The 20,103-nt window shown below is 69.6% G+C and carries 18 protein-coding genes; 12 read left to right on the top strand and 6 right to left on the bottom strand.

Annotated elements, in window-relative coordinates; translation table 11 throughout:
* The first annotated feature begins 117 nt into the window (after positions 1-117).
* Genes ACWGJP_RS09195 through ACWGJP_RS09215 form a run of 5 tightly spaced genes read left to right on the top strand, consistent with a single transcriptional unit; the run spans position 118 to position 3,358 of the window.
* Entirely contained in the window at positions 118-909 is a 792-nt protein-coding gene (locus ACWGJP_RS09195) for a sulfite exporter TauE/SafE family protein (protein WP_452329449.1), read from the top strand.
* A 30-nt stretch (positions 910-939) separates the two neighbouring features.
* The gene (locus ACWGJP_RS09200; RefSeq protein WP_452329450.1) at positions 940-1,386 is read left to right on the top strand and encodes an FAS1-like dehydratase domain-containing protein; all 447 of its coding nucleotides are present in this window, start codon (positions 940-942) and stop codon (positions 1,384-1,386) included.
* A gap of 2 nt (positions 1,387-1,388) precedes the next feature.
* On the top strand, positions 1,389-1,787 hold the full coding sequence (locus tag ACWGJP_RS09205; RefSeq protein ID WP_452329512.1) for a MaoC/PaaZ C-terminal domain-containing protein: 399 nt from the start codon (positions 1,389-1,391) through the stop codon (positions 1,785-1,787).
* A gap of 5 nt (positions 1,788-1,792) precedes the next feature.
* Positions 1,793-2,929: a UDP-N-acetylmuramate dehydrogenase gene (locus tag ACWGJP_RS09210; protein WP_452329513.1), complete on the top strand. Its 1,137-nt coding sequence runs from the start codon at positions 1,793-1,795 to the stop codon at positions 2,927-2,929.
* 33 nt (positions 2,930-2,962) lie between these two features.
* Positions 2,963-3,358, top strand: a complete 396-nt coding sequence (locus tag ACWGJP_RS09215; protein WP_452329451.1) for a VOC family protein — start codon at positions 2,963-2,965, stop codon at positions 3,356-3,358.
* A gap of 153 nt (positions 3,359-3,511) precedes the next feature.
* Here the strand turns inward: ACWGJP_RS09215 and ACWGJP_RS09220 are convergent, their stop codons facing one another.
* From ACWGJP_RS09220 to aceA, 5 genes are all read right to left on the bottom strand, one after another.
* Entirely contained in the window at positions 3,512-4,711 is a 1,200-nt protein-coding gene (locus ACWGJP_RS09220; protein WP_452329452.1) for a pyridoxal phosphate-dependent aminotransferase, read from the bottom strand.
* 46 nt (positions 4,712-4,757) lie between these two features.
* Complete coding sequence (locus ACWGJP_RS09225; protein ID WP_452329453.1) at positions 4,758-5,192, bottom strand: hypothetical protein; 435 nt, start codon at positions 5,190-5,192, stop codon at positions 4,758-4,760.
* Positions 5,193-5,212: 20 nt separating this feature from the next.
* Entirely contained in the window at positions 5,213-5,602 is a 390-nt protein-coding gene (locus tag ACWGJP_RS09230) for a hypothetical protein (RefSeq protein WP_452329454.1), read from the bottom strand.
* A gap of 96 nt (positions 5,603-5,698) precedes the next feature.
* The gene (gene aceB, locus ACWGJP_RS09235; RefSeq protein WP_452329455.1) at positions 5,699-7,327 is read right to left on the bottom strand and encodes a malate synthase A; all 1,629 of its coding nucleotides are present in this window, start codon (positions 7,325-7,327) and stop codon (positions 5,699-5,701) included.
* Between the two features lie 51 nt (positions 7,328-7,378).
* Positions 7,379-8,692, bottom strand: a complete 1,314-nt coding sequence (gene aceA, locus ACWGJP_RS09240) for an isocitrate lyase (protein ID WP_452329456.1) — start codon at positions 8,690-8,692, stop codon at positions 7,379-7,381.
* A 141-nt stretch (positions 8,693-8,833) separates the two neighbouring features.
* On the opposite strand from aceA, the gene ACWGJP_RS09245 reads away from it, so the two are divergent.
* Entirely contained in the window at positions 8,834-10,285 is a 1,452-nt protein-coding gene (locus tag ACWGJP_RS09245; RefSeq protein WP_452329457.1) for a helix-turn-helix domain-containing protein, read from the top strand.
* 19 nt (positions 10,286-10,304) lie between these two features.
* Here ACWGJP_RS09245 and ACWGJP_RS09250 read toward each other — a convergent pair whose 3' ends face one another.
* The gene (locus tag ACWGJP_RS09250) at positions 10,305-11,795 is read right to left on the bottom strand and encodes a PucR family transcriptional regulator (protein ID WP_452329458.1); all 1,491 of its coding nucleotides are present in this window, start codon (positions 11,793-11,795) and stop codon (positions 10,305-10,307) included.
* Between the two features lie 91 nt (positions 11,796-11,886).
* Between ACWGJP_RS09250 and gabT the strand changes: the two genes are divergently transcribed.
* From gabT to ACWGJP_RS09280, 6 genes are all read left to right on the top strand, one after another.
* On the top strand, positions 11,887-13,245 hold the full coding sequence (gabT, locus tag ACWGJP_RS09255; protein ID WP_452329459.1) for a 4-aminobutyrate--2-oxoglutarate transaminase: 1,359 nt from the start codon (positions 11,887-11,889) through the stop codon (positions 13,243-13,245).
* 89 nt (positions 13,246-13,334) lie between these two features.
* The gene (locus ACWGJP_RS09260; protein WP_452329460.1) at positions 13,335-14,693 is read left to right on the top strand and encodes a flavin monoamine oxidase family protein; all 1,359 of its coding nucleotides are present in this window, start codon (positions 13,335-13,337) and stop codon (positions 14,691-14,693) included.
* Positions 14,690-15,592 carry a universal stress protein gene (locus ACWGJP_RS09265; protein WP_452329461.1) on the top strand — a complete coding sequence of 301 codons (903 nt, stop codon included), beginning with the start codon at positions 14,690-14,692 and terminating at the stop codon, positions 15,590-15,592. Before ACWGJP_RS09260 ends, ACWGJP_RS09265 begins: the two co-directional genes overlap by 4 nt.
* Entirely contained in the window at positions 15,576-17,117 is a 1,542-nt protein-coding gene (locus ACWGJP_RS09270; protein ID WP_452329462.1) for an APC family permease, read from the top strand. Before ACWGJP_RS09265 ends, ACWGJP_RS09270 begins: the two co-directional genes overlap by 17 nt.
* Positions 17,118-17,159: 42 nt before the next feature.
* Positions 17,160-18,632: an NAD-dependent succinate-semialdehyde dehydrogenase gene (locus ACWGJP_RS09275; protein ID WP_452329463.1), complete on the top strand. Its 1,473-nt coding sequence runs from the start codon at positions 17,160-17,162 to the stop codon at positions 18,630-18,632.
* 11 nt (positions 18,633-18,643) lie between these two features.
* Positions 18,644-20,005, top strand: a complete 1,362-nt coding sequence (locus ACWGJP_RS09280) for an NAD-dependent succinate-semialdehyde dehydrogenase (RefSeq protein ID WP_452329464.1) — start codon at positions 18,644-18,646, stop codon at positions 20,003-20,005.
* Positions 20,006-20,103 lie beyond the last annotated feature (98 nt).

Below are 20,103 nucleotides of genomic sequence, written 5' to 3' on the forward strand. Positions count from 1 at the left end.
CGCTTCACGAAGGAGCCCGTCATCCCCAGGGATGGCGGGCTCCTTCGTCGTCGCCGCGAGTGTCGTCGACGCCGGGGCGTGACGAGTGCTCCTGTCCCACGGGAGTAAGGTGGGAAGGTGATTGACACCCCGATACATCGTGGCCCCCGGGCGATCGTCACCTTCATCCTCATCGGACTCACCGCAGGCATCCTCTCCGGCCTCTTCGGGGTCGGAGGAGGAACGGTGATCGTCCCGCTGCTCGTGCTCCTCCTGCACTTCGACCAGCGCATCGCAGCGGGTACGTCCCTCGCCGCGATCGTCCCCACGGCCAGCGTCGGCGTGATCTCCTACGCCATGACCGGCTCCGTCGCCTGGATCCCCGCGCTCATCCTCGCGGCGGGCGCCGTGGTCGGTGCGCAGATCGGCACGCGCTTGCTGCCGAAGATCTCCCAGACCACGCTGCGCTGGTGCTTCGTCGGCTTCCTCGTCGTGGTCATCGTGAGCCTGTTCCTCGTCGTTCCCTCCAGGGATGCCGAGTTCGCCCTCTCCTGGATCTCCGGTGTCGCGCTCGTGCTGGTCGGTATCGGGACGGGCGTGCTCGCCGGTCTCATCGGTGTCGGCGGCGGCGTGATCGTGGTGCCCGTGCTCATGCTCGCCTTCGGCACGAGCGACCTCGAGGCCAAGGGCACCTCTCTGCTGATGATGATCCCGACGGCGATCTCCGGAACGATCGGGAACCTCCGCAACCGCAACGTCGATCTGCTCGGAGCGGCCCTCATCGGCGTCTCGGCGTGTACGACGACGGCTCTGGGCGCCTGGCTCGCCACCCTCATCGATCCGTTCCTCGGCAACATGCTCTTCGCGGCATATCTCGTCGCGATCGCGGTCCAGATGGCGATCAAGGCCATCCGGGGCCGCAAGCGCTGAGTGCACAGACCCGGTCGGTAGACTCAGGGGGTGCCTGTGAACACCGAACTCGTCGGCCGGGAGTTCCCCCCGACCGCTCCTTACCTCGTCGGTCGTGAGAAGGTGCGTGAGTTCGCGCGCGCCGTCTTCGCCGATGCGCCGCTGCACACGGATGTGGATGCTGCGCGCGCGCTCGGCTACGCGGATGTCGTCGCCCCGCCCACCTTCGCGATGGTCATCCAGGATCAGACGCTGCAGCAGCTGCTCGCAGAGCCGGGATCCGGCATCGTCCTGGCGCGCACCATCCACGCCGAGCAGCGCTTCGCATACAGCCGCCCGATCGTAGCCGGTGACGAGCTCACCGGAAGGCTGACGGTCACGGGCATCCGCACCGTCGGCGGCAACGCGATGATCACCAGCGCAGCCGAGATCACCGACGCGAGCGGTGAGCATGTCGTGACCGCGACCAGCGTGCTGCTGGTCGGAGAGGGGGAGTGACCATGGGCTTCGCCGTCGGAGACGTGCTCGCCGAGCGCACCGTTCACCTCACCCGTGAATCGCTGGTCCGCTACGCCGGCGCGTCGGGCGATTTCAATCCGATCCACTACCGCGACGACGTGGCGGCCGAGGTCGGCCTGCCAGGCGTGCTCGCGCACGGCATGCTCACGATGGGCATCGCTTCGTCTGTCGTCGTCGCCGCTCTCGGCGATGCCGCAGCGGTCACCGAGTACGGGGTGCGCTTCACCCGACCCGTCGTCGTGGATCCGCAGAACGGTGCAGACGTCTCCATCACCGCGACGGTCGGCGCCGTGGACGAGAACGGCACGCGCATCGACCTCACGGTGAAGAGCGGCGACACCACCGTGCTGGGCAAGGCGCAGCTGCGTCTCGCGCCGTGACAGCCGTGACGGAGATCACCCCGATCCCGCTCTCGCAGCTCACGACGCTGCGCACGGGTGCGGCGCCGGAGCGAATGCTCGAAGCACGTTCGACCGAGGACCTGGTCGTGGCGCTCCGTGAGACCTGGGCGACGGGCGAGGAGTGGTTCGTCCTCGGCGGCGGCTCCAATCTCTTCGTCGGCGACGAGGCGTTCGAGGGCACGGTGATCCGGATCCTGACCCGGGGCATCGAACGTCTGCCGTCCCCTCACCCCGGGCGCGCCCGCGTGCGTGTGCAGGCGGGACACGACTGGGATGACCTGGTGGCGTACACCGTCGAGCACGGCCTCGCCGGGATCGAGGCGATGAGCGGCATCCCCGGCACCGTCGGTGCGGCGCCGGTGCAGAACATCGGCGCCTACGGCCAGGAGATCCAGGAGACGCTCGTCGAGGTCGACCTCATCGATGAGGACTCCGGCGAGGTGTCCACGGTTCCGGCATCCGAGCTCGGTCTGGGCTTTCGCACCTCGGTGTTCAAGCAGCATTACGGCGGTGTCGCGCAGCGGCGCGCGGTGATCCTTACCGTCACCCTCGATCTCGCGGACGTGGGCGAGGCAGGCCGTGTCGTGCGCGGCGAGCAGTTGCGCAGGGCGTTGCGTCTCGAGGGCGACGCGCCTGTTCCGCTCGCACAGCTGCGCGAGCAGATCCTCGCGACGCGCGCGGCGAAGGGGATGCTGCTGAACCCCGACGATCCGGACACCGCGAGCGCGGGGTCGTTCTTCCAGAACGCGATCGTGCCGGAGTCGTTCGCGCTCACGCTTCCGCCCGAGTGCCCACGGTGGCCCGTCGCCCCGGATCTGGATGCCGTCACGGTGATCCCGCTCGGCGCGTTCGACGGACAGGTGCCCCCGATCGCCACCGAGCGGGCGGACGTCAAGGTGAGCGCCGCATGGCTGATCGAGCACGCGGGCATCACCAAGGGCTTCCGGCTGCCCCGGTCGCGCGCCGGCGTCTCGACCAAGCACGCACTCGCCCTGACGAACAGGGGGGATGCGACCGCCGCAGAGCTCGCGCAGCTCGCCCGGTACATCCAGCAGCGTGTGCACGCCGAGTTCGGGCTTGTGCTGCAACCGGAGCCCGTGCTCGTCGGCGTCGAGCTCTGACGCGCTGGCGGCCGCTGGCGTAGGGTGAGCGGCATGAGCGGACTCGTGCCCTACCTCTTCTTCCCCGGCAATGCGGCGGAAGCGCTGCACTACTACCGCGGCGTCTTCGGCGGCGAGGTCACGCTGTTCACCTACGCGCAGTTCAGCCGTGTCGACGGCCCGGACGATGCGGTCGCCCACGGCGGTCTCTCCGGGCCGGTCGAGATCTTCGCGGCGGATGCCGGGGGCGACGAGGACGCCGTCCACATCGTCGGTGCGAGCTTCTCGCTGCTCGGCACCGCCGATGCCGCGACGCTGACCCGGTGGTTCGACACGCTCTCCGACGGAGGCCGCGTCGTCGATCCGCTGCAGAAGCGGCCGTGGGGCGACTACGACGGACAGGTGGTGGACCGCTACGGCATCCGCTGGTTGATCGGTTTCGAGGACTGACCGGCCTCTCTCGCCCGCTCCCTCTCGTCCCCGCGCCCCCTCGCTTCATCTCGTACGAGACCTCTCCATGGCGACGAAACCTCCCGTCACCCGCGCGGGCAAGGGGAGGTTTCGTCGGCAATGAGAGGTATCGAGAGGGCGGTGCCACCCTTCTCAGGCGAAGAGGCGCTGCAGGCGCTGGATGCCCTCGAGCAGCTGGTCGTCGCCTAGGGCGTACGACAGGCGAAGATATCCGGACGGGCCGAAGGCCTCACCGGGGACGACGGCGACCTCGGCCTGATCGAGGATCAGGTCGGCGAGCTCGAGGCTCGTCGTGGGCGTGACGCCGCCCCACGTGCGGTTCAGCAGACCCTGCACGTCGGGGTAGACGTAGAACGCGCCCAGCGGATTGGGCACGGTGACGCCTTCGATCTTGGAGAGCTCGGCGACGATGAGCTGACGGCGCCGGTCGAACGCCTCGCGCATCTGCTCCGCCTCGGTCTGCGGGCCGTTGAGGGCGGCGATGGCGGCCCTCTGTGCGACGTTGTTCACGTTGCTCGACAGGTGCGACTGCAGGTTGCCCGCGACCTTGATGGCGTCGGCGGGGCCGACCATCCAGCCCACGCGCCATCCGGTCATGGCGTAGGTCTTGGCCACGCCGTTGACGAGGATGGTCTGGTTCGCGGCCTCGGGGACGGCCTCGACGATCGAGAGCGCCTTCGTGCCCTCGTAGGTGAGGTTCTGGTAGATCTCGTCGGAGATGATCCAGATGCCGTGCTCGACGGCCCACTCGCCGATGGCCTTGGTCTCCTCGGCCGTGTACACCGAGCCGGTGGGGTTCGAGGGGGAGACGAAGACGATGGCCGTGGTGCGCTCGGTGCGCGCCGCCTCGAGCTGCTCGACGGTGACCTTGTACTCCTGGTCGGCGCCGGCGAAGACCTCCACGGGGATGCCGTCGGCGAGCCGGATGGCCTCGGGGTACGTGGTCCAGTACGGCGCCGGCAGCAGGACCTCGTCGCCGGGGTTCACCACGGCCTGGAACGCCTGGTAGACCGCCTGCTTGCCACCGTTGGTCACGATGACCTGGTTCGGGGAGATCTCGAGCCCGGAGTCCCGGAGGGTCTTCGCGGCGATGGCCTCGCGAAGAGCGGGCAGGCCGGCGGCGGGCGTGTAGCGGTAGCTCGCCGGGTCGGCGAGTGCGGCGGCCGCCGCCTCCACGATGAAGGGCGGCGTCGCGAAATCGGGCTCTCCGGCGGCATAGGAGATGATCGGCTTGCCCTCGGCCTTCAGCGCCTTGGCCTTCGCGTCGACCTTGAGGGTCGCCGACTCGGCGATGGCGGACAGCTTGCGGGAGAGAGGAGCGCGTTCGGTCACGAGACAAATGCTACTCGGCGCCGCAACCGGCCGTGTGCGCGCTCTGTCAGGCGCCGTAGGAGGACGGCAGGGCGCAGTAGTCCGCGTAGCGCAGCGTGGGCTGTGCGGGGTCGCTCATATCGACGAGAGTGGATGCCGCGGAGTGCGGTGCCTCGTCGCCGGCGAGCTGCCAGACGCTGAAGTGCCACATCCCGCGGACGGCGGGCGACAGCAGCCCCGCAGGGCCGGAGAGCACCAGCACCCGCTCGCGGGAGCGATCCGAGCGGAACGGAATAGCGATCCGCTCGCGCAGCGCGGTCTCGTCGGACTCGTCGACGTGCGTCCGCTCGACGACGACTCCGGCCCGGCGGAGAGCGTCTGCGATCCCGTCGCCGGCGGCGCGCGAGCGCTCGGCATCCGCACCCGCCACGGCGAGGATGCGCACACCCTTCGGGTAGTGCTGCAGGAACTGCCCGGAAATCCCGTCCCAGAATTCGGCCATGCCCTCAGCGTATGCCCGGTTCACGGGCCGAGGGTCGCCAGAGCGAAGAGGAGCGAGAGCGCCGTCAGCAGCGGTGGAAGCACGAAGCACGCGGCGACGAGCGCGAGGGCGACGATGCTGACCGCCAGGGGCAGGCGCCTCGGCATCCGGTCGACGGGTTCGTGCGGCGGGAGCGTGGCGACGAGCAGCAACGCGGTCATGGCGGTGAAGGGGAGGACCGGCAGAGCGTCGACGGCCGCCGCCTGCCAGCCGGGGAGACCGCGTGCGCCGTCGCTGAGGAACGCGGCGTTCCTCAGCGCGAAGGTCACGAGCGCGAGGAGGGCTGTCGCTCCTGACCCGCCGCCGAGGATGAGCGAGGCGATGCGGCGCGCACGGATCGACGCGGGAGACGCGGGAGCGGGATTCGACATGCCGCGACGGTAGTCGCGCACGGCATCCGTCGGTCCGGGTTATCCACAGGGGCGGGGCCCCGCCGACGTACGGCAGGGCCCCGCTGCGTGCGCCGCTCACACGGTCTCGACGAGGAACCTCGTGTAGGCCGGCAGGGTGAGGAAGGCCGGGAACTCCGTCCCGAGCGCGACCTCGCGGAAGACTTCCGCGGCGTCGTCGAACCGGTCGCCTTCGGTGCGGGATGCCTCGGTGAGGACGTCGGCGATGAGGCCCTCGACGTAGTCGGGGGTGATCGGCGTGCCGTCCTCCGTGCTGCGGTCCTGATGGATCCACTGCCAGACCTGCGAGCGGCTGATCTCGGCCGTCGCGGCGTCCTCCATGAGGTTGTCGATGGCCACCGCGCCCAGGCCCCGCAGCCACGCCTCGATGTAGCGGATGGCGACCGAGACGTTGTCGCGTACGCCCTGCCCCGTGATGGGGCGACCGATGTGCAGGTCGAGCAGGTCGGATGCCTTCACCTCGACGTCGTCGCGCTGCCGGTCGAGCTGGCTCGGCCGATCGCCGAGCACCTCGTCGAACTCGGCCTGGGCGGTCGGGATGAGATCGGGGTGAGCCACCCACGTCCCGTCGAAGCCGTCGCCGGCTTCGCGGCGCTTGTCGGCGGACACCTTCTCGATGGCGCGCCGGGTGACCTCTGGGTCGCGGCGGTTGGGGATGAAGGCGCTCATGCCGCCGATCGCGAAGGCCCCTCGCTTGTGACAGGTCTTCACGAGCAGCTCGGTGTAGGCCCGCATGAACGGGACGGTCATCGTCACCTCGCTGCGATCCGGCAGGACGAAGCGGGCGCCGCGGCCGCGGTAGTTCTTGATGATCGAGAAGATGTAGTCCCACCGTCCGGCGTTCAGCCCGGCGCAGTGCTCGCGCAGCTCGTACAGGATCTCCTCCATCTCGAACGCTGCCGGCAGCGTCTCGATGAGGACGGTCGCGCGTATGGTGCCGTGGGGGATCCCGATGTACTCCTCGCTGAAGGTGAACACGTCGTCCCAGAGCTTCGCCTCCTCGCTGGACTCCAGCTTGGCGATGTAGAAGTAGGGACCGCGACCCGCCTCGATGAGCGCCTGTGCGTTGTGCAGGAAGTACAGGCCGAAGTCGACGAGGGAGCCGGATGCCGCCATCCTCCGCCCTGTGCGGTCGGTGAACTCCAGATGCTTCTCGACGAGGTGCCAGCCGCGCGGGCGCATCACGATCGTCGGGGTGCGCTCGGCGGTGACACGATACTCCTTGCCCTCGGGGGAGGTGAAGGAGAGCTCACCGCGGATCGCATCGCGCAGCGAGAGCTGACCGCCGATGACGTTCGCCCAGGTGGGGCTCGTGGCATCCTCCTGGTCGGCGAGCCAGACGCGTGCGCCCGAGTTCAGCGCGTTGATCGTCATCTTGGGATCCGTCGGTCCGGTGATCTCGACTCTGCGGTCCTCGAGGCCAGGACCCGCGCCGGCCACGCGCCAGTCGGTGTCGTCGCGGATGTGGGCGGTGTCGTCGCGGAACCGCGGGTCGTGGCCGTTGCCGATCTCGAACCGGCGGCGCATGCGGTCGGCGAGCCGGTCATGGCGGCGGGAGGCGAAGCGGTGGTGCAGCTCCGCGAGGAACGCCAGCGCCTCGGGCGTGAGGATCTCGGCGTAGCGGTCGCGCATGGGGCCCGCGATCTCGATCGTCGGCCCCTGCTGGGTGGGGGTGAGTGTCGTCATGATGCATCCTTTGCTAGGCACCGAGGACGCGGGGTCCCGGTGAGGAGAAGGTCAGTGGAACTGGGCGGCCTCGGTGGAGCCGGCCAGGGCGAGGGTCGCGCTGTCGGGGTTGAGCGCGGTCGAGATGACGTCGAAGTAGCCGGTGCCCGCTTCGCGCTGGTGCTTGGTGGCGGTGTATCCGGATGCCTCGGCGGCGAACTCGGCCTCCTGCAGGTCGACGTACGCGCTCATGGCGCGCTCGGCGTACCCGCGGGCGAGGTCGAACATGGAGTGGTTGAGGGCATGGAAGCCGGCCAGCGTGATGAACTGGAAGGCGTAGCCCAGTTCCGCCAGCTCCTGCTGGAACGTCGCGATCTCGGCATCCGACAGGTGCCGACGCCAGTTGAAGCTCGGCGAGCAGTTGTACGCGAGCATCTTTCCGGGGAACTGCGCGTGGATCGCGGCGGCGAACTCGCGCGCCAGCGCGATGTCCGGCTCCCCGGTCTCGACCCAGAGCAGATCGGCGTACGGCGCGAAGGCGAGTCCTCGGCTGATGACCGAGTCGATGCCGGGGCGGATGCGGTAGAAGCCCTCGCTGGTGCGCTCGCCGGTGGTGAAGCGCTGGTCGCGCTCGTCGACATCGCTGGTGAGCAGGTCGGCGGCGAGGGCGTCGGTGCGGGCGATGATCACGGTAGGCACGTCGGCGACATCGGCGGCGAGGCGCGCGGCGTTGAGGGTGCGGATGTGCTGCTGGGTGGGCACGAGCACCTTGCCGCCGAGATGACCGCACTTCTTCTCGCTGGCCAGCTGGTCCTCCCAGTGGATGCCCGCAGCACCGGCCTGGATGAGCGACTGCGCCAGCTCGTAGGCGTTCAGCGGTCCGCCGAAGCCGGCCTCGGCATCCGCGACGATCGGAGCGAGCCAGTCCTGCGTGATCTCGCCCTCGGCGTGCTCGAGCTGATCCTGGCGGATCAGTGCGTTGTTGATGCGGCGCACCACCGACGGCACCGAGTTCGCGGGGTACAGCGACTGATCGGGGTAGGTCTGGCCGGCGAGGTTGCCGTCGGCGGCGACCTGCCAGCCGGAGAGGTAGATGGCCTTGAGCCCGGCGCGGACCTGCTGCACGGCCTGGCCTCCGGTGTAGGCGCCGAGCGCCCTGACGTAGTCCTCGGTGTGCAGGAGGTTCCAGAGGTTCTCCGCACCGCGGCGGGCGAGGGTGGACTCCTCGCGCACCGAGCCTCGGATGCGGATGACGTCTTCGGCCGAGTAGGTGCGCTCGACGCCGTCCCAGCGCGGGTCGGTGTCCCAGCTCTCCTGCAGCTCGGCGGCGGTCTGGACCTGGTCTCCGGCGCGGAGCCCGGCGGGGCGGTTGCGGGTGTTCGTCATGGCGTCTCCTGTGTGGTTCGCTGAGCCTGTCGAAGCGCTCATCGGGCTTGTCGTCCACTCTGCGTGAAGTTCTCGACTCCTCCTGGCTGTTCAGGCTGTGAAGATCGGTGAAAATTCTGTTTCTGTGACAGAATCGGCCCCATGGACATGCACGGCGCGAGCGAAGATGCGGACTCCCTGACGATCGGACGACGCATCAGGCAGCTGAGGACGGCCAAGGGGATGACGTTGGAGGCGCTCGCCGCAGCGGTCGACCGCGCCCCGAGCCAGCTCTCCATGATCGAGACCGGGAAGCGGGAGCCCAAGCTGACCCAGCTACAGGCGATCGCTCGCGCACTAGGCACCACGATCGACGCCCTCATGGCGGGCGAGCCCCTCGATGAGCGCAGCGCCCTGGAGGTCGCCCTCGAGCGCGCGATGAAGAGCCAGATCTTCCAGGCTCTCGGCATCGCGCCGTTCCGGATCGCGAAGAGCGTGCCCAGCGATGCCCTCGCGGCACTGCTCGCACTGCACGGCGAGATCGAACGGCTCGGCGACGAGCGTGCGGCGACACCCGAGGAGGCGAGGCGGGCCAACGTCGAGCTGCGCCACCTCATGCGCCGCCAGGACAACCACTTCGAGGATCTCGAGCGGCAGGCATCCGACATCCTCGATGCCGTCGGGCATCCCGGTGGCCCGCTCACCCAGCGGACGGCGTCCGAGATCGCCGCCCATCTCGGGTTCACCCTGCATTACGCGCCCGACCTCCCGCAGACCACCCGCAGCGTGGCCGATCTCGCCCACGGCAGGCTCTACCTCTCCAGCAGCGTCCCGGCCAAGGGGGATGCCCGCACCGCCGTGCTCCAGGCGTTGTCCAGCCGGATCCTCGGTCACGCCGAGCCGCGCAGCTATGCGGAGTTCCTCCGCCAGCGCGTCGAGACCAACTACCTCACCGGCGCCCTGCTCATCCCGCAGGATCACGTCGTCCCCGCGCTGGTGGACGCCAAGCGGCGCAGGGCCATCTCGATCGAGGACCTCAGGGACGCCTATTCGGTGTCGTACGAGACGGCCGCCCATCGCTTCACGAACCTCGCGACGAGGCACCTCGACATCCCCGTGCACTTCCTGAAGGTGCACGAGTCCGGCACGATCACGAAGGCCTACGAGAACGACGACGTGAACTTCCCCACCGATCGCCTCGGTGCGATCGAGGGGCAGCTGTGCTGCCGGCGCTGGACGAGCAGGGTGGTCTTCGACGAGGAGGACCGGTTCAACCCGTACTACCAGTACACGGACACCGGGAACGGCACGTACTGGTGCACCGCGAGGGTGGAGTCCTCCAGCGAGGGGCTGCATTCGGTGAGCGTCGGCGTGCGCTTCGACGACACCCGGTGGTTCGTGGGCAGGGACACCCCGAACCGCGGCGTGTCCAAGCACTCCGTCGAGGTGTGCTGCCGGAGGGCCCCCGCGGAGCTCGAAGAGCGCTGGCGGGAGAACTCATGGCCGAACGTGAAGACGCCGCGGACGCTCCTGGCGACCCTGCCGACCGGGGCGTTCCCCGGGGTGGACACCACTGACGTCTACGAGTTCCTCGAGGCGCACGCGCCGCGATGAGCGCAAGGCTCGCCCTCGGTCAGCGCCCGACCGTCTGCAGCGCGGCCCACAGCTCGGCGCGCGCGGGGAAGGCGGACAGGTCGGTGCCGAGCAGCGCGGATGCCTGTGCGATCCGCGTCCTGAGGGTGTGCCGGTGGATGCCCAGTGCTGTCGCCCCCTGCTCGATGCGCGCGTCGTGCTCTAGCCAGACTCGCAGGGTCCGTTCCAGGTCGGGGTGGTCCTGCAGCGGCGCGAGGCGCGAGGCGGCGATGAGCCTGGCGTCGTCCGTCGCCAGGGCGCTGAGGATGCTCGAGGCGACCGCGTCGACGTAGCGCACCGCCCCCTGGCCGCCGTGCCGCCTGGCCGAGAGCGCCTGCGCGTGGGCGCGGGCGAAGTCGGAGTATCCGTGGGGGTCGGAGACGCCGAGGGCGATCGCGAAGCGCGCGGCGAGGTCGTCGAGCGCATCGGCATCCGCCTCCGATACGCAGATCACGAGGCCGTCCGCCCCCTCTGCGACGAAGGCCGCCGTGCCGTGGTCGCCCCTGCGGCGCTCCCACCAGCGTTCGATCGCGGATGCCGGAGCGCTCGCGTCGGCGACGGCGACGATCATCGGTGCGTGCGGCAGAGAGCCGAGCACGCGCCTGCCGAGCGTCGGATCGTCCAGCAGGAGCGATTCGAGGACCTGGCCGCGCAGGCGCGCCTGCGCGCGGGCGAGCTGCTCGCTCTGCTCGAGCGCCAGTCCTGCCATGGCGATCACCGATGTCACCACCGCGCGTGCCTCCGGGTCCAGTGCGGCCGTGCCGATGGCGATCACACCGCGCAGTCTGCCGCTTCGCCCGAGGGTGAACAGGGTGAACGAGTCCGACCCGAGGGTGAGGGATTGCCCTGCCTGCCCTCCGCGGGTGATGAGATCCACCGCCCGGGCGGAGAGCTCGCCCAGCTCGGCCTGGGTCAGCGCCTGCGCGGGAGACTCGTGGACGAGGGCACCCGAGGCGTCGAACCGCCCGACCCAGTGGCCGAGCCGACGGGAGAGCTCGGTGAGCGTCTCCTCCAGGCCCCTCGGGCGCAGGGCCGCGACGGCGAGGGCGCGCTGCGTGTCCAGCGCCCACGTCCTCCTGGCGTACGCCTGCGCCGCGATCGCCTCCGAATGAGCGCGCGCGACGGCGATGAACGGCGTGTCGTACGGCACGGCGAACAGTGGCATCCCCGCTTCGGCGCACGCGTCGACGAGCTCATCGGGGATGCCTGCGCGATGCACCTCGGTGCCGAAGCCGAGACCGAGCACGCCGCGTTCGCTCAATCGCGCCACGTAGGCGGTGATGCCCGCCTCATCCCCGTCGGCGAACTGGGTGCCCGTGGTGAGCAGGGCGAGCTCGTCGGCGAGGAAGGGCGTCGGATCGGCGAGGTCGGAGGAGTGCACCCAGCGCAGCGGGCGGTCGAGGGCGTCTCGGCGGAGCGCGTCCTCCGCCGAGACGAGGCGCAGGCCGAGGTCGGTGCGCCGCAGCAGCGAACGGAGCGTGGGCTCGGTCACGGACACTCCTTATACGAATCGGCGAGAGATTCGTCAAGATTATACGAGGCGGCGAGTGCGGCCGCGGTGCGGCTCGGCTTACGCTCCCGGCATGGCACTTCTCGACGACACGACGACAGCACCCCTCGGCGGACCCTCCCTCCCTCAGGAGCGACGCCTGGTCACAGAGCTGCCCGGCCCGCGTTCGCGGGAGGTGCTGGCGCGCAAGGCCGCAGCGGTGCCGGCCGGCGTCGGCCACACCGTCCCTGTCGCGGCCGTCGCCGCAGGCGGGGGAGTCGTCGTGGACGCGGACGGGAACTCGCTCATCGATCTCGGAAGCGGCATCGCCGTCACGACGGTCGGCAACGCGCATCCGAAGATCGCCGCTGCGGTGGCCGCGCAGGTCGCGCAGTTCACGCACACCTGCTTCATGATCTCGCCCTACGAGTCGTACATCGCCGTCGCCGAAGCGCTCAACCGGCTCACTCCAGGCGGCTTCGCGAAGAAGAGCGCGCTGTTCAACTCCGGCGCGGAAGCGGTCGAGAACGCGATCAAGATCGCACGCAAGCACACCGGGCGTCAGGCGGTCGTGGCCTTCGACCACGGCTACCACGGCCGCACCAACCTCACCATGGCGCTGACGGCGAAGTCGATGCCCTACAAGAGCGGCTTCGGTCCCTTCGCCCCCGAGGTCTACCGGGCCCCGATGTCGTACCCCTTCCGCGACGGGTTGACCGGCGCAGAGGCGGCGTCGCGGGCGCTGCTGCAGATCGAGAAGCAGATCGGCGCCGACAACCTCGCCGCGATCATCATCGAGCCCATCCAGGGCGAGGGCGGCTTCATCGTCCCCGCAGACGGCTTCCTGCCCGCCCTTCAGGAATGGTGCCGCACCAACGGCGTCGTCTTCATCGCCGACGAGGTGCAGACCGGCTTCGCCCGGACCGGGCGCATGTTCGCCAGCGAGATCTTCGGCATCGAGCCCGATCTCATCACCACGGCCAAGGGCATCGCCGGCGGGCTGCCGCTCGCCGCCGTCACAGGGCGTGCGGAGATCATGGATGCGTCGCACGCCGGTGGCCTCGGCGGCACCTACGGCGGCAACCCCATCGCGTGCGCGGCGGCGCTCGCCGCGATCGACGTCTTCGAGAACGACGGCGTGATCGAGCGCGCGCGGGAGATCGGCGACATCCTCACGTCTCGGATGTCCGCCATCGCGCAGTCCGACGCCCGCCTCGGCGAGGTCCGCGGTCACGGCGCGATGATCGCCGTCGAGTTCGTCGACCCCGGCACGAAGGCACCCGATGCGGCATTGACCGCGGCGGTGGCGAAGGCCGCCATCGCGCAGGGCGTGATCGTGCTCACCTGCGGTACCTACGGGAACGTGATCCGCTTCCTGCCCCCGCTCTCGATCGGCGACGAGCTGCTGAACGAAGGGCTCGACATCCTCGCGGCGGCCATCGCCGCGCATTGAACGTCCGGTCGCGGTCTTGATCGGGGGATTTCAGACCGCGGCCGGCGCTGACACCGCATCGCACAGCACTCACAACGAAGGAGCAGCACATGGCGGAGATCTCACGCGACGTCGTGATCATCGGCGCGGGAGCGGCAGGCCTCACGGCGGCCAACGATCTGCGGAAGGCGGGTCTCTCGGTCGTCGTCCTGGAGGCGAGGGACCGCGTCGGAGGGCGCCTGTGGACGGATCGCATCGACGGCGCGATGCTCGAGATCGGCGGGCAGTGGGTCTCGCCCGATCAGGACGCGCTCATCGAGACCGTCGCAGAACTCGGTCTGGAGACCTACAGCCGGTACCGTGAGGGCGACAGCGTCTACGTCGGGCCGGACGGCCAGGCGCACCGCTTCACAGGCGAGATGTTCCCCGTATCGGCGGACACGGAGCAGGCCATCGCCGAGATCACCGAGCGCCTCGACGCGATGGTCGCGGAGATCGACCCCGACCGTCCGTGGGAGCATCCGAACGCCGAGGAGTGGGACAGGATCTCCTGGGACGCCTGGCTGCGCGCGCAGACCGACGACGACGAAGCCGTGCGCAACCTCGCCTTCGCCACCGGCTCGGCGATGCTGACCAAGCCGACGCACACCTTCTCGCTGCTCCAGTCGCTGCTGATGGCGGCATCGGCCGGCTCGTACTCCCACCTCGTCGACGCGGACTTCATCCTCGACAAGCGGGTCGTCGGCGGGCTCCAGCAGGTCCCCCTGCTGCTCGCCGAGCGCCTGGGCGACGACGTGCTGCTGAACCAGCCGGTGCGCTCCCTGGAGTGGGGCGGGAACGGCGTCGTGGCCACCACCGAGGAGCACACGGTCCGCGCCCGCTTCGCGATCCTCGCGCATGCTCCGGTGCTCTACAGCCGCATCTCCTTCGTGCCGCCGCTGCCGCGCCGGCAGCACCAGCTGCATCAGCACCTCTCGATGGGCTTCGTGATCAAGGTGCACGCCGTCTACGACCGCCCGTTCTGGCGGGAGCAGGGCCTGAGCGGCACCGCCTTCAGCCCGTACGAGCTCTCGCACGAGGCGTACGACAACACCAACCACGGCGATGACCGCGGCACCCTGGTCGGCTTCGTCTCCGATCAGAACGCGGACGATCTGTTCACTCTCCCCGCCGAGGAGCGCAAGGCGCGCATCCTGGAATCGCTCTCGCACTACTACGGGCCGGAGGCCAAGAACCCGATCGTCTACTACGAGAGCGACTGGGGCAGCGAGGAGTGGACGCGCGGGGCATACGCCGCGAGCTTCGACATGGGCGGTCTGCACCGCTACGGCGCGGACCTCCGCGCAGCGGTCGGCCCGATCCACTTCGCCTGCAGCGACATGGCAGGCGCGGGATACCAGCACGTGGACGGTGCGATCCGGATGGGCCGTCTCGCCGCCGCGAACATCGTGGAAGCGAGCAGGTCGTGACGGGCGCGATCGTCGTCGGGTACACCGCGACGGATGCCGGAGCCGACGCCGCAGCGCTGGGAGCCAGGCTCGCCAGGAGCCTTGACGCCAGGCTGCACCTCGTCATCGTGATGCCCTCCGAGGGGACGCGCAGCGCGGCCGTCCCGCCGGAGCGCGCCTATGAGGACGTCATCCGCGGTCAGGGCAAGGCATGGCTCGCCGAGGCGATGAGCACGCTTCCTCAGGACCTCACCCGCTCGGGCCACGTCCGCTTCGCCGAATCGTTCGCCGAGGGGCTCATCGCGGCGGGCGAGGAGTTCGGCGCGCGTCTGATCGTCGTCGGGTCTGCCGGCGGCGGCCTTTTCGGCAGGCATCGGCTCGGCAGTGTGGCCAGCGGCCTGCTGCACTCCTCGCCGATCCCCGTCGCGCTGGCACCCACCGGCTTCGCCCAGCAGGACGAGCATGCGATCCCGCGGGTCTCCGCGGCGGTCGGAACGCGCGCCGGTGCGGACGCCCTGCTCGACGAGGCCGTGGTGCTCAGCGGCGAGGCCGGGATTCCCCTTCGCCTCGTGTCGCTGATGTCCTTCGACGTCCCTGCAGGCCTGGACACCGGGGCGATCCGCATCGTGGAGGACGAGCATGCGGCATCCGTCCTCGCCCGCGCGCAGGCCGAGGTGCCCGACGGCATCCCGACCTCCGTCGAGCAGGTGGCCGGTCCCACGCTAGAGGAGGCCGTCGCAGCCCTCGCCTGGCTGCCCGGCGAGGTCGTCCTCGTCGGCTCCAGCCGACTCGCCCAGCCGCGCAGGCTGTTCCTCGGCTCGACGGCGGCGAAGATGCTGCACGAGCTGTCTGTCCCGTTGATCGTCGTACCCCGTACCCGTGCCGAGTCGAAGGAGACCGCACATGAGCACCACTCCTGAGATCGCCGAACCAGCGGCGGTCACCGGCGGCATCACCAAGAAGGGTCTGAGCGCCGGAACCGTCGGCCTCATCGGCGCGATCGTCATCGGCATCTCGTGCATCGCCCCGGCCTACACCTTCACCGCCGCGATCGGTCCGACCGCCTCGGAGGTGGGCGCACAGGTCCCGGCGATCATCCTCGTCGGCTTCATCCCGATGCTCCTCGTCGCCTTCGGCTACCGCGAGCTGAACAACCGGATGCCCGACTCAGGCACCTCGTTCACGTGGGCCGCGCGCGCCTTCGGCCCCTGGATCGGCTGGATGGCCGGCTGGGGTCTCATCGTCGCGACGATCCTCGTGCTGTCCAACCTCGCCGGCGTCGCCGTCGACTTCCTCTTCCTGCTGATCTCGCAGGTCACCGGAAACGAGGCGATCGCCGATCTCGCGGGCGTCACCTGGATCAACATCGCGGTCTGCCTGCTCTTCATGCTCGGTGCGACCTACGTCTCCTATCGGGACATGCAGACCACGCAGAAGCTGCAGTACTGGTTGGTCGGCTTCCAGGTGCTCGTGCTGCTGTTCTTCGCCATCGCCGCCATCGTGCAGGCGGTGGGCGGCAACGGCTTCGACTACCAGCCGTTCGATCTGAACTGGTTCAATCCGTTCGCAGTGTCGTCGTTCAGCGCCGTCGCCGCAGGCCTCTCGCTGTCGATCTTCATCTTCTGGGGCTGGGACGTCACGCTCACGATGAACGAGGAGACCAAGGACCCGGAGCGCACCCCTGGGCGCGCAGCGACCGGGACCGTCCTCATCATCGTCTTCCTGTACCTGCTCCTCGCCGTCGCGATGATCATGTTCGCCGGCACGGGGACGGGCGAGTTGGGGCTCGGCAACGGGGACATCCAGGAGAACGTGTTCTTCCACCTGTCCGGCCCCATCCTCGGCCCGCTCGCGTTCCTCGTGTCGCTCGCGGTGCTCACGAGCTCCGCCTCGTCGCTGCAGTCCACGTTCGTCGGCCCTGCGCGCACGCTGCTGGCGATGGGGCACTACGGCGCTCTGCCGGCGTCGTACGCCAAGGTGAGCCCACGGTTCTTCACTCCCGGATACGCCACGATCGTCTCGGCGATCGTCGCGAGCGCGTTCTACGCCGTCATGCGCGTGGTCAGCGAGGACACCCTGTGGGACACCATCCTGACGCTCGGCATGATGATCTGCTTCTACTACGGCCTGACGGCGTTCGCCTGCGTCTGGTACTTCCGCAAGCAGTGGTTCGACTCGGCGAGGAACTTCTTCTTCACCCTGTTGTTCCCGCTCGTGGGCGGGATCATCCTCGCCACGCTGTTCGTCACGACGCTGATCGACTCGATGGACCCCGCCTACGGCTCCGGCTCGCAGATCGGCGGCGTCGGCATCGTGTTCATCCTCGGCATCCTCATCATCGGGGTCGGCATCGTCGTCATGATCGTGAACGCCATCCGCCGCCCCGCATTCTTCCGCGGTCAGACCCTGGCCATGGATGCTCCGCCGAGCATCCGGCGCCGCTGACCGGCCATCGCACTCAGCCGCAGACCCCACGGAAAGAGAGACATGACCACCGCACTCGCCCCCCACGAGCAGGCGCTCCTCGACAGCGTCCCCACCGGCCTCTTCATCGGCGGCGCCTGGCAGGACGCCGAGGACGGCCGCACCTTCGAGGTGCATGACCCCGCCACGAACGCTGTCATCCGCACGATCGCCGACGCATCGCCGGCTGACGGCATCCGAGCGCTGGACGCCGCGGCCGCGGCCCAGGAGAGCTGGGCGGCGACCGCGCCGCGCACCCGCAGCGACATCCTGCGGCGAGCCTTCGACCTCGTGCAGGCGCACAAGGAGGACCTCGCCCTGCTGATGACCCTCGAGATGGGCAAGCCCCTGGCCGAGGCCCGCGGCGAGGTCGTCTACGGCGGTGAGTTCCTGCGCTGGTTCAGCGAGGAGGCGGTGCGGATCAACGGGCGCTACGGGCTGAACCCCGAGGGCACGGGGCACATGGTGGTCTCGCAGCGACCCGTCGGGCCGTCGTTCTTCGTGACGCCGTGGAACTTCCCCTTCGCGATGGCGACGCGCAAGATCGCGCCCGCGCTCGCCGCGGGGTGCACCGTCGTGATCAAGCCGCCGGCACTGACGCCGCTCACCACGATCTACTTCACCAAGCTGCTCGAGGAGGCCGGGGTGCCCGCCGGCGTCGTCAACGTCGTGCAGACGACGTCGTCGTCGAAGGTCTCCGCCCCGATCATCGCCGACCCGCGGCTGCGCAAGCTCTCCTTCACGGGGTCGACGGAGGTGGGCCGCAAGCTCATCGCCCAGGCCGCCGAGGGCGTGCTGCGCGTCTCGATGGAGCTGGGCGGCAACGCGCCCTTCGTCGTCTTCGACGACGCGGACCTCGACAAGGCCGTCGACGGGGCGATGGCGGCGAAGTTCCGCAACATCGGCCAGGCCTGCACGGCGGCCAACCGCTTCATCGTGCACTCCTCCGTCGCAGGCGAGTTCGCCGACCGGGTCGCCGAGCGGGTGAAGGCGATGAAGATCGGGCGCGGTACCGAGGACGGCGTCTCGATCGGCCCGCTCATCGACGCGGACGCTGTGGCGAAGGCATCCGAGCTCGTGCAGGATGCGCTGGGGAAGGGGGCGAAGCTCCTCGCAGGAGGCAACGCGATCGAGGGCGTGGGGACGTTCTTCGAGCCGACCGTCATCACCGAAGTGACGGCCGGCAGCGACATCCTCCGCGAGGAGATCTTCGGCCCCGTGCTCGCCATCGCGACCTTCGACACCGAGGAGGAGGCCGTCCGGCTCGCCAACGACACCGAGTACGGTCTGGTCTCCTACGTCTTCACCGAGGACCTCGGCCGCGGGCACCGGATGATCGACGCGCTCGAGACGGGCATGATGGGGCTGAACGTGGGCGTCGTCTCGAATGCGGCCGCCCCCTTCGGCGGCGTCAAGCAGTCCGGTGTGGGCCGCGAGGGCGGCTTCGAAGGCATCCACGAGTACCTGTCCACGAAGTACACGCTGATCCCGAACTGAAAGGCCGGACCATGACCGAGTACGCCGTCATCAACCCCGCGACCGGGGAGACCCTCGCCGAGTACGAGACGTTCACGGACGCCCAGATCGAGGATGCCGTGGCGCGCGCCGCGTCAGCGGCGAAGATCTGGGGCGCTACGCCGCCGGCGGAGCGCGCGGCGGTCATCCGGCGCATCGCCGAGCTGCACCGCGAACGCCGGGACGAGCTCGCCGCGATCATGGTCCGCGAGATGGGCAAGCCCATCGCCGCGGCCGAGGGCGAGGTCGACTTCTCCGCCGACATCGTCGAGTTCTACGCGGACAACATCGAGCGGATCACCGCCGATCAGCCGCTGGACATCCTCGGCGACGGCACGGCGGTGGTCCGCCGGGCTCCGCTGGGGGCGCTGCTGGGGATCATGCCGTGGAACTTCCCGGCCTATCAGGTGGCCCGTTTCGCGGCGCCGAACCTCGCGATCGGCAACACGATCATCCTCAAGCACGCCCCGCAGTGCCCGGAGTCCTCGGCGTTCCTCGAGGGGATCTACCGCGATGCGGGCCTCCCGGACGGCGGGTACGTCAACGTCTACGCCACGAACGACCAGGCGGCGACGATCATCGAGGACCCGCGCGTCCACGGCGTCTCGGTGACCGGATCCGAGCGGGCGGGCGCAGCGGTCGCGCAGGTGGCCGGGCGCGCGCTGAAGAAGGTCGCGTTGGAGCTCGGTGGCTCGGATCCCTTCATCGTGCTGTCCACGGATGATCTGGATGCCGTCGTGCAGGCCGCCGTCGATGCGAGGCTGGACAACAACGGCCAGTCCTGCAACGGTGCCAAGCGGTTCATCGTCGTCGACGGTCTCTACGAGGAGTTCGCGACGAAGTTCACGGCCTCGCTCGCCGCCGTGTCCGCGCAGGATCCGACGCGTGAGGATACCGTGCTGGGGCCGCTGTCCTCGTCGGCTGCGGCGGAGCGCCTGCAGGAGCAGGTGGACACCGCCGTGTCGCAGGGCGCGACGCTGCTGACCGGAGGCACCAGGGAGGGCACGTTCTTCGCGCCGACGCTGCTCGCGGATGTGACGCCGGACATGGACGTCTACCGCGAGGAGCTCTTCGGGCCGGCCGGCGTCGTCTACCGCGTCGCGGATGAGCAGGCCGCGATCGACCTGGCCAACGACACGAGCTTTGGTCTCGGTTCCTACGTCTTCACGACCGACCCCGAGCAGGCCGAACGCGTGGCGGATGCTCTCGAGGCCGGCATGGTCTACGTGAACCTCGTCCTCGCGGACAGCCCCGAGCTGCCGTTCGGCGGCGTGAAGCGCAGCGGCACCTCACGGGAGCTGGGTCTGCTCGCCGCGGACGAGTTCGTGAACAAGAAGCTCATCCGCAAGGCCTGAGCGTTCGGGACACTCGGAGCGCGCTCCGGGTGTCCCGAATGGTCGCCTCCCTCCCGGGGAGGCGACCTTTTGAGACCCTCCGCCCGCCGGAGGGTGAG

This window comes from Microbacterium sp. NPDC055903, assembly GCF_053615555.1.